This window comes from Mesorhizobium sp. SARCC-RB16n (assembly GCF_008520305.1).
Taxonomy (GTDB): Bacteria; Pseudomonadota; Alphaproteobacteria; order Rhizobiales; family Rhizobiaceae; genus Mesorhizobium.
Genome location: NZ_ML703303.1, coordinates 18,938 through 28,792, shown reverse-complemented (window position 1 = coordinate 28,792; position 9,855 = coordinate 18,938). Strand labels below are relative to the sequence as shown.

Here is a 9,855-nt window from a genome sequence, read left to right as displayed (position 1 = left end):
AGGTTCCGCGAATTCATGTGAAGGCTCTGTTGCGTCGTTTTAGGCATCAATTTCACGCCTGAGTAGGTCGTCGACCCGCCCCGACAGACCAGCAGGTGACGCGAAAACAGAATCAAGTCTCTCATCAACTATGATGGGCCTCTTCAAGCTTGCGGAAGCTGGTGGAGCAAGGCGTGGGCGCCCAACATTGGCAATGCCGACTTCGCGACGCGTCGATCGCGCTGGACAGCTTCGAGTATCTTGACATCATCCGGAGTCGAGCGTGCTCAACAAAAAAGCTACCATCCATCGCCGAAATTCTGGCGACGCACCACAGCTGATTTCTTATTAGAAAAACGAGTGACAGAAAAAGGCGCCAGATTGAGGCATGGCACACGTCCGAACAGTAGGTCAGCGACGATTTTGCCGGTCGTCGGCCCCTGCGTCAGCCCTAGATGCCCGTGACCGAACGCATAAATGATATGCCGGCTCCGACCAGACCGGCTTATGATTGGGAGGCTGTCTGGCGTGGCAGGCCGGTGGCCGCTCCACTCCACGCCTCCCTCTACCTTCATCCCCGGAAGATAGAGCTTGGCAAGTGTTACGAGGGATTTCGAGCGGTCGAAGTTCGGCGCGGCGTCCAGTCCGCCGAATTCGGCCGCCCCGCCAACCCGCAAGCCGACTGAAAGCGGTGTCGCTACAAACTTTCGGTCTGCGAATATCACTTCTCGCTCAAGGGCAACCCCCGGCGAAGCGATCGTGGTGTTGTATCCCCGTTCGCTCTCGAGAAGCACGCGGTCCCCCAACTGCCTGGCAAGTTGTGCCGACCAGGCGCCAGCCGCAATGACCGTCTTTGCTGCCTTCAATGTTCTTCCGCCGTTTAGAGTAAGTGCTGCACCGTCCGCTGTGGCAACTAGAAGGTCAACCTGGCCTCTCAAGATTTGCGCACCGTTTGCGACAAGCCAGGTGCGCAAAACATCCACCACTTTTTTTGGATCCGACACATGGGACCATTGAGGTGTGAACACCCCATGTTTCACTATCGGACCTAGCGCCGGTTCCATGTTCCTGACCTGCGATGCCGAGAGCTCCTCGGTTTCAACGCCGAGCGCACGCTTTGCGTCCCACACCGGTTGATCGCGTCTCAGACCGCTCTCGCTCTCGTAGACCGTCAGCGCTCCCTTACGAAACAGATCGTTCGCCAAGCCAACTTTGTTGAAGAGCGGCACGAGATCGTCATAGACGCGGCTGTTGATCTCCGCCAGGGCGCCAGAAATCCGTCGCGCTTCCGAGGCTGTGCCAACTTTTGCGAAACTCCAAAGCCACGGGAGTAAATGAGGAGCATGACTGACTCGCAGCGTTAGTGGGCCGAGAGGATCCAGAACCCAGAAGGGCACTTTCTTCCACAATCCCGGGACGGACGCGGGCATCACTTCGGTTACGGCGATGCCCCCAGCGTTCCCCAATGACACTTTGTCACCCCCAGGGTCGCGATCGATGATCGTAACCGCGGCGCCGCTCTGTAGCGCCGCGTAGGCAACACTCAATCCGACAATTCCGGCGCCGACGACGATGACGCTCATCCCAGCCATGTAGTTCACTCTCCTCCAAGAGACAGGCAGATTGCCAACTGTATCCAATCTACAACGTCTTGACAATTCTGGATCCAAGTGGTTTGTATTCAGATGCCTCGCTGGCCCGCAGGCTAGCGAACAATTCTGGAGGAATGGCTTGGACGCCGAGACTATTCACCGCGACGCGGTCATAATTGATGCCGTAGCCCCTCTTTTGGATAAGAAGCGATATCTCGATTCCTATATCGCTGGCGGCGTCACCTGCGTGGCACCAAGTGTGGCTGGTGGAATGACGACTGCCGCTGAAGTGCTCAAAACCATCGGCGGTTGGATGCATGTCATCAAGTCCAGAACAGATTTGCAGCTGGTCGAGAAAGCATCCGACATCGAAGCTGCAAAACGCGACGGCCGAACAGGAATTATGTTCCATTTTCAAGGTACCGGACCGTTTGGTACTGACCTCGACCTTGTGGAGGCCTTCCAGGCACTTGGTGTGCGGATGGTACAACTGACGTATAACAGAAAAGATTATGTCGGGGACGGCTGTGAGGAAGCGTTTGACGGCGGCCTTAGCAGGTTCGGCAAGAACCTGGTGCGTCGCCTGAACGAAAACCGAATTATAGTCGACTGCACGCACACCGGCTACAAGACGACCATGGAGGCGTTGTCGCTGACGACAAGGCCTGCAGTTTTCTCTCATTCAAATTCTGCCGCCATCTTTCCGAGCAAACGAAATATCGAGGACGATCAGGCGAAAGCTGCGGCAGCTACGGGCGGGCTAGTTGGGATTACTGCCGTCCCATGGTTCATCGTGCCGGCCAATGGCGGTGAGGCGCGCCCGTCCCTTGACGACCTGATTGCACATCTGGACCACTTCGTCTCCCTTGTCGGAATAGACCATGTCGGCCTTGGCCTTGATTATTGGTGGGCAACTCCTCCCTTTGCTGATCTCGACACGGTGATGGAAGACTGGGAAAAGGCGGTGAGCGAAGGTTCGTACACTCCGGAAGTCTACCCGCGCCCCCCACACTATCAACCTCCCGAGATCGATACACCCGAAATGCTTCTCGGGCTGACGAACGGGCTTGTTCGCCGTGGATACAAGGAAAACGACATCCGCAAGATCCTCGGATTGAACTGGCTGCGTGTCTTCCGAGAAGTCTGGGGAGAGTGATCGGGTGGCTATCAAACAGGAGGCCCCCCGGAGGCTTGGACCTAAACTTGTTGCGGTGCCTAAACAGCAGATGACTCCTCCTATCCTTTCAGTTTCTCATTTGGTCACCTCCTTCCGGGTGGGAGGGCGCTGGAACCCCGTCGTGAATGACGTATCGTTCGAGATCGGCCCGAGGGAGACTGTCGCTGTCGTTGGTGAATCCGGATCGGGCAAGAGCGTGACTGCGCTCTCGATTATGCGGCTAAACTCCGAGCGCTCAAGTGAGGTCAAAGGGTCGATCAAGCTCGAGGGCAAGGAACTGCTCACCCTGCCGAATGCCGAGATGCGCCGTATCCGCGGCAACGAAATTGCGATGATATTCCAGGAACCGATGACTTCACTGAACCCGGTGTTGACCATTGGCTTTCAGATCGCCGAAGCGCTGATCCTGCATCGTGGCCTATCGCGGTCCGAGGCTGAGGCGGAGACGATTCGACTCTTGGAGAAGGTGCGCATACCCGCCGCGAAGGCGCGGTTGCATGAATATCCAGACCGCTTCTCGGGCGGCATGCGTCAACGCGTGATGATCGCGATGGCACTGGCCTGTCAGCCGAAGCTGCTGATCGCTGACGAGCCGACGACGGCGCTTGACGTGACGATTCAGGCGCAGATCCTCGAGTTGATCAAAGAGTTGCAGGAGGAGGAGGGAATGTCAGTCCTCTTCATCACGCACGATATGGGTGTCGTCGCCGAGATCGCCGACCGCACGTTGGTCATGTATAACGGCCAGGTGGTGGAGGCCGGGCCGACCGAGGCCATCTTCAAAAGCCCCGAACACCCCTACACACGATCACTGCTTTCGGCGGTTCCAAAACTCGGGTCGATGAAGGGCCGCAGGCGGCCGATGCGCTTCCCGGTCGTCGACCGCGCGACTGGCCAATCCGATCTTCCGGCCGAGGTGCCGGACACCATCAAGGAGGCCGAGCGCCCAGTGCTGGAGGTCGCCGGCTTGACGAAACGCTTCGAAATCCGTTCGGGTCTGTTCTCTTCAGTCAAAGGGCGGGTCTACGCGGTCGAGAATGTATCGTTCAGCGTCAAGGGCGGCGAAACCCTTGCACTGGTCGGCGAGTCAGGCTGCGGGAAGTCGACGACCGGCCGCACGGTGATGCGATTGACCGAGCCGCTCTCGGGCTCGATTTTGCTCGACGGCGTCGACCTCCTTAAGCTTGGCCAACATGAATTGCGCAAGCAGCGTAATCGCATGCAGATGATCTTCCAGGATCCGTTCGCATCCCTCAATCCGCGCATGAATGTGGGCACTGCGATCGCCGAACCGCTGCTGATCAATGATCTCGCCAGCCGTTCGGAAGCACGCGACAGGGTCGCCGACCTCCTGCAGCGGGTTGGTCTTTTGCCCGACATGGCCAAGCGTTTTCCACATGAGTTCTCAGGCGGTCAGCGCCAGCGCATCTGCATTGCGCGTGCGCTTTCGCTGGAGCCGCGGCTCATTGTGGCAGACGAGGCGGTCTCGGCTCTTGATGTTTCGATTAAGGCGCAAGTCGTCAACCTGATGTTGGATCTGCAGGCCCGCATGGGGCTCGCCTATCTCTTCATCTCGCATGACATGGCGGTCGTCGAGCGAGTCAGCCACCGCGTCGCTGTCATGTATCTCGGAGAGATCGTTGAGATCGGCCCGCGTGAAGCGATTTTCCAGAACCCCCAGCATCCATACACGAAACGGCTGCTGGCAGCTGTGCCGATCGCCGATCCGGCACGGCGCCTACAGAAGCGTGTGCTCACAAATGACGAAATCAAGAGCCCCGTACGGCCCGCGGACTATGTCCCGCCAGTGCGCCAGTATCGTGAGGTCTCGCCCGGCCACGCCGTCATGATCTGGGATGCAGAATGGGACAAGAAGGAAGCGCCGGCCGTCGCTGCCTGACGTCGTTGTGAACGGCCACAAAAAGGGGAATAAAAAATGAAGACGAGCACTAATCGCAGCAAGAGCGTGGCTAAGAAGGTAATGCTTTCGTCGATATTTGCAGGCATGTTTTTCGCCAACACAGCAATGGCGGATACGCTACGCGTAATCGCTGACGCAGACCTAAAAACTATAGATCCGATAGTAACGACGTCGGGCACGACCTTGGTTCACGCCTACCTGATCTACGACAAATTGTTTGAGTTTGACAAGGACGGTGTGGCCCGTCCCCAACTCGCTGACAAAGTCGATATTAGTGCCGACACAAAAAGCTATACGATCACACTTCGGAAAGGTCTCAAGTTTTCCGACGGAGGCCCCATTACGACCGACGACGTTATTCAGTCCCTGAAGCGCTGGGCTAGCCGGGATCAGACCGGCCAATTGTTGGCTGCCAGGCTCAAGAACATTACAAAGGTGGATGATCTGACATTTCGCATTGAGCTGAACGAGCCGTTCGATGTCCCCGCCGCGCTTGCGGGGGTCACGGGAAACCCTGCTTTCATCATGCCCAAGCGGGTTGCTTCCTTGCCGCCAACGGACCAGCTCACCGATACAACCGGCTCTGGACCTTATCAGTTTGACTATTCCTCGTGGAAGCCAGGCCAGACGCGCATTTACACCAAGAATCCTAATTATGTGCCGAGGAATGATCCGCCGAGCTTTTTCGCCGGGAAAAAGGAGGCAACTTTCGACACGATCGAAATGGCTTACGTGCCAGATGCAAACACCGCAATGGCAGCGATGGTAACGGGGCAGCAAGACATCTGGACGTCTCCTCCAATGGATAACGCCTTGGCCTTGAAAAACAATCCGGACGTTGTGGTGGCGAAAGGTTATTTCTCGCAGGGCTTATATGTCATAAACCATGTGGTACCTCCATTCGACAACGTGAAGGCGCGGGAAGCACTTACCTATCTGATTGACCAGAACGAGATCAATCGCGCCGCAGTCGGTGACCAGGAATTCTGGCACACTTGTTATGCTTACCTTACCTGCGAAGGGAAATTCGGGGACGAGTCTGCCTATGCTGGCCACCGGGGCGCGGCCGATTTTGACAAGGCGAAAGAACTCCTCAAAGAAGCCGGTTACGATGGAAAGCCCATCGTGATTCTCGACCCGACGGATTGGCCTGAAGCCCATGTAAGATCGCTATACATGGCGCAGCAACTGAGAAAGGCCGGTGCTCAGGTCGACCTACAGGCAATGGATTGGTCGACCCTCACGTCGCGCCGCACCTCTAAGGCGCCGGCCTCGGAAGGCGGCTGGAACCTCTTCCCCAACATCATGGAAGGCGGCCCTGCTTCGTCTCCCCTTACCCATCTGATGCTCGCCTCTAACTGTGAGAAGGCGTGGTTTGGTTGGCCATGCGACAAGAAGATCGAGGACCTGAGGGCCGCATTTATTAGCGCGGTAGATCAAAACGAGAAGAAGAAGATAGCCAGTGAACTCCAGGCTCGCGCATCTGTCTACCTGCCATTCGTCATGACAGGAGAGTACACTGGAGCCGTTGTCTACAGAGCTGATATCGAAGGATTTAACCCTGAAACAGCAGAGACCTATTTCTGGAATGTCCGTCGAAAGAGCAAGTAGCGCGCCATATCTGTGGCCGTGAGGTTATTATGATCAGGTATCTCATCACCAGAATGCTTTCCATCATACCGGTGATGGGGGTTGTAACAGCCGTTGTTTTCGGGCTGACCTATTTGAGCCCTGGGGATGCCGCGGTTGTGTTGGCGGGCGACTATGCGTCGCCCGCTCAGATCGCCGCTATTCGAGAGCGGCTTCACCTCGATGCTCCAATTTTATCCCAGTACTTTCATTGGCTGGAGAACGTCTTGCGGGGCGATCTCGGAAATTCGATCTTTTCTGAACAACCGGTACTGAGTCTCATCCTCTCGAGAGTCGAACCGACGATCATCCTGGCAATTTCAGCAACCCTCGTGTCAGTGATGATTGCTGTGCCATTGGGACTGCTCGCTGCGCGCAAAAGGGGCGGCATCGCCGATCAGCTGGTTTCGTTCTTCGGTATCGCAGGAACGGCTATACCTGCCTTCCTGATTGGGTATTTGCTGATATTTACGTTCGGGGTGTACTTTGGATCAATGCCCATCTCGGGCTTCCCTGGGCTCGATAGCGGGGCATGGGAAGTCTTGAGGCATGTGCTTTTGCCGGCGACCATGTTGGGGTTTGCGCAGACTGCGCTGATCACTCGGATCACGAGAGCGAGTGCGATAGAGGTCCTTAACCAGGACTTCATACGGGTCGCGCGAGCGAAAGGGCTGGATGAGCTCACAATTATCATGCGCCATTGCCTTAGGCTCATCGCCGTGCCTCTCGTCACGATAGTTGGAATGTCGTTTGCCTATATGCTGGGCGGCGTGGTGATAACAGAGACGGTCTTTGCCATCCCTGGAGTTGGGCGTCTCCTGGTTGACGCAATCCAGCACAAGGATGTCCCCCTGATCCAGGGGGTGCTACTAATAAGCTCGTCTGTATATGTTTTGATAAACTTGCTGGTCGATCTGTCATACCTGTTTATCGACCCACGAATTAAATATACCTGAGGAGTGTTGGCGATGACGTTTTCTCTTTCGTTGCGACAAACAAGGCGCGTGCCGACTCCTTTGCTCGCAGCGTCAATTTTTATGCTCGCAATTTTATTGGTCTCTTTTTCAGCGCCAATCCTAACCAGCGTTGACCCTTTGTCCATGAGCCCGGAGGCAAGGCTAAAGCCGCCTAGCTATAACCATCTACTGGGGACCGATATGTTCGGGCGCGATCTTCTAGCGCGTGTGCTTTACGGCGGGCAGATCTCGCTCGTGATTGGAGTGGCTACGGCGGCTCTGGCGACAACAATCGGAACGATACTGGGCCTCGTCGCCGGAGCCGGCCGACTCTCGGACACGATCTTGATGAGGATCATGGACGGCATGATGGCCATACCGGGAATCCTGCTTGCGATTGCTTTGGCGACGATTTTTGGTGGTGGCGTCCTGACCGTGATCGTGGCTTTGGCGATCCCCGAAGTGCCGGGTGTCGCGCGCCTGGCTCGAAGCTTAACGCTGACACTGCGTGAGCAGGTTTTCGTCGAGGCTGCTCGGTCCTATGGCGCTGGGCCGCTACGTCTTCTTTTCAGGTATATTCTGCCCAATGCGCTAGCGCCGATCGCGGTGCAGGCCACGTACATCTGCGGCGTGGCGATCCTCTATGAGGCTTATCTCAGCTTCGTAGGCGTAGGTGTTCCACCCGAGCACCCGAGTTGGGGCAACATCGTTGCCGAGGGCCGGTCCTTTGCCTTGATCGCCCCGCACCTGATTCTCTATCCAAGCGTACTTATCGCGATTGTCGTGCTCGCAATCAATTTGATAGGCGACGGGGCCCGAGACATGCTCGATCCCCGCTTCACGTTGCTTGATTGACGTTCCTAAGCAGGAGAAAGTCAACCCAGCTCGATGGAAGGCACAGCAGCCTGCGGAGCAAGTTAGAACCGGCCCGGGACGGTGGCATCTTTTTCGCAGAACGAAGCTCATGTAAGGGCTGGGCCCGCACTGGCGGCGCGCGACGGATCGATTGGGCAGGAGTGGACGACATTTCAGGTCCCGGCCGAGGAGAGGATCGGAGAAGAAGTCTGAATGATTCGATGCGGCTTGCAACGCAGGAGCTTGATGGAGATCCGAGGGGCCGAGGCCGTACAAAAGTACAAAAAAGGCATCGATGAATGAAAGCTGCTCGCTGCGGCTGGAAGACATAAAGATCGCCGGCGTGCGGATATGTGGCGCGCCACATATCCGTTCACAGTGACGGCCGTCGTTCCGCCAAAAAAGGCGAACATGCTGACATTGGGCAGCCGATCCAGTCGGCGAGCGCTTCGCTGGACCGAGCCTCAGCATAAACATAGCTCAAGGCCCCCAACGCGCCGACGCACAGCTTCATAGCCTGGACTTCGCCATAATCGGACCGATGATATGCAGATTCCGACCATTTAACATTTAGCGGACGGCATTCCGATCAAAAGCCGGACGCGATTCCGAGAATTGACCGTACCCATCCGGTGAGGCTTCCGATTAGCACATCGTCGGCTTGATCCGATGGAGATGCCGACGGCAAAGTCGTGCAACCGGGTCATGCCGCGCCAGACGACCATATTGCCGGGCGGCGGATCGTGATTGCGGGCGAGATAGCCGCCAAGCATGGCGATTTGCAGCAGGTAAGTGGCGAGCGGGCCGTTGGAGGTGCGGTCGCGTTCGGGACGCATCGATCCGGTCGAGCGCAGAGCGCAGTGATCTCGGCGAAGGTGAGAACGCTGTCGGGCGCGGCGTCAGGCTTGGCGCGCCTGACATAGCGCTCTCTCACGTTGATCGCCGCGCCGCACCTCCCAGCGACCCCTTCATCAGCTCGGGTGAACCGGGCAATGAGCCCGCTTTGAGGGGCGAGGTACCATTGGGTATCGGCCACGTCAATATGACCGAGATAGGTGGACAAAATGGGCAGGAGTCGCTCGGGACCTTACTCGGCTTCGTACCAACGCACCAGTGTGTTCGTCGCGAACACATGCGGCATGTCAGACGGGGGCCGCGGCTGTCACCCATGCCGCGCAAGCCGATCTGGCGAGACAGAGCATAGCCCTAGCCACAATTGTGTCGCGACCCAGGTGTTCGTGAAAATGCTTCACATTTCAGCCACGGTACCGCTCCCGATAAAGCCTGAGCATCTCCTCCACCAACTCCTGCGGCACGCGCCGCCCCGAAACCCTGCCCAGACGACGATCGACAAGCATAGCGGTCGCGGTACCGCCGGAACTACGTTCCGACATCACAAGCAACTCTCAGTCACAAGCATCGACAAATCGCCGCGATCTCGGCGGCTCGATAGATCCCGAAACTGCATTCTCCGGTCCTGTAGCCATGCTCCCCATTTCGTCCCAGCCACCATTCGCTGGAAATCAAACCGGGCAACACGTGCCTAATCCGGACAACTCACGTGCTCACGACATGGCGCATGATTAAAGCTGGACGCGCTCTTTGTTTGATTGTAGATTGGATCCCGTGAGCACGACCATGGCTATTTGGAACGGAGGCCGGGCGTCACGGAGTGATCGCACTCCGGACGAACGGGTCCAAGGGAGAGCAGTCGGTGGTGGCAGTTAAGAGCACTGTCCGCGCCGA

7 protein-coding genes are annotated in these 9,855 nt (G+C 57.1%); 5 read left to right on the top strand and 2 right to left on the bottom strand.

The annotated features are described in order from the left end of the window. Window positions 1-278: 278 nt before the first annotated feature. Complete coding sequence (locus tag C7I87_RS32950) at window positions 279-1,571, bottom strand: NAD(P)/FAD-dependent oxidoreductase (protein WP_149908123.1); 1,293 nt, start codon at window positions 1,569-1,571, stop codon at window positions 279-281. 139 nt (window positions 1,572-1,710) lie between these two features. On the opposite strand from C7I87_RS32950, the gene C7I87_RS32945 reads away from it, so the two are divergent. The 5 genes from C7I87_RS32945 (at window position 1,711) to C7I87_RS32925 (ending at window position 8,109) form a co-directional block, all read left to right on the top strand. After that, the gene (locus C7I87_RS32945; RefSeq protein ID WP_149908122.1) at window positions 1,711-2,727 is read left to right on the top strand and encodes a dipeptidase; all 1,017 of its coding nucleotides are present in this window, start codon (window positions 1,711-1,713) and stop codon (window positions 2,725-2,727) included. A gap of 70 nt (window positions 2,728-2,797) precedes the next feature. Next, window positions 2,798-4,648: an ABC transporter ATP-binding protein gene (locus C7I87_RS32940; protein ID WP_149908126.1), complete on the top strand. Its 1,851-nt coding sequence runs from the start codon at window positions 2,798-2,800 to the stop codon at window positions 4,646-4,648. Between the two features lie 36 nt (window positions 4,649-4,684). Beyond that, the gene (locus C7I87_RS32935; protein ID WP_149908121.1) at window positions 4,685-6,280 is read left to right on the top strand and encodes an ABC transporter substrate-binding protein; all 1,596 of its coding nucleotides are present in this window, start codon (window positions 4,685-4,687) and stop codon (window positions 6,278-6,280) included. A gap of 29 nt (window positions 6,281-6,309) precedes the next feature. After that, on the top strand, window positions 6,310-7,254 hold the full coding sequence (locus C7I87_RS32930; RefSeq protein WP_149908120.1) for an ABC transporter permease: 945 nt from the start codon (window positions 6,310-6,312) through the stop codon (window positions 7,252-7,254). A gap of 12 nt (window positions 7,255-7,266) precedes the next feature. After that, window positions 7,267-8,109: an ABC transporter permease gene (locus C7I87_RS32925; RefSeq protein WP_149908119.1), complete on the top strand. Its 843-nt coding sequence runs from the start codon at window positions 7,267-7,269 to the stop codon at window positions 8,107-8,109. Between the two features lie 563 nt (window positions 8,110-8,672). Here C7I87_RS32925 and C7I87_RS32920 read toward each other — a convergent pair. Continuing rightward, window positions 8,673-8,945, bottom strand: coding sequence for a hypothetical protein (locus C7I87_RS32920; protein WP_188394097.1), 273 nt, complete (start codon window positions 8,943-8,945; stop codon window positions 8,673-8,675). Window positions 8,946-9,855: the final 910 nt, after the last annotated feature.

Coding starts and splice junctions, on each gene's coding strand:
- C7I87_RS32940 (WP_149908126.1), top strand. CDS start 2,798: ATGACTCCTCCTATCCTTTCAGTTTCTCATTTGGTCACCTCCTTCCGG.
- C7I87_RS32950 (WP_149908123.1), bottom strand. CDS start 1,571: ATGGCTGGGATGAGCGTCATCGTCGTCGGCGCCGGAATTGTCGGATTG.
- C7I87_RS32925 (WP_149908119.1), top strand. CDS start 7,267: ATGACGTTTTCTCTTTCGTTGCGACAAACAAGGCGCGTGCCGACTCCT.
- C7I87_RS32920 (WP_188394097.1), bottom strand. CDS start 8,945: ATGCGTCCCGAACGCGACCGCACCTCCAACGGCCCGCTCGCCACTTAC.
- C7I87_RS32930 (WP_149908120.1), top strand. CDS start 6,310: ATGATCAGGTATCTCATCACCAGAATGCTTTCCATCATACCGGTGATG.
- C7I87_RS32935 (WP_149908121.1), top strand. CDS start 4,685: ATGAAGACGAGCACTAATCGCAGCAAGAGCGTGGCTAAGAAGGTAATG.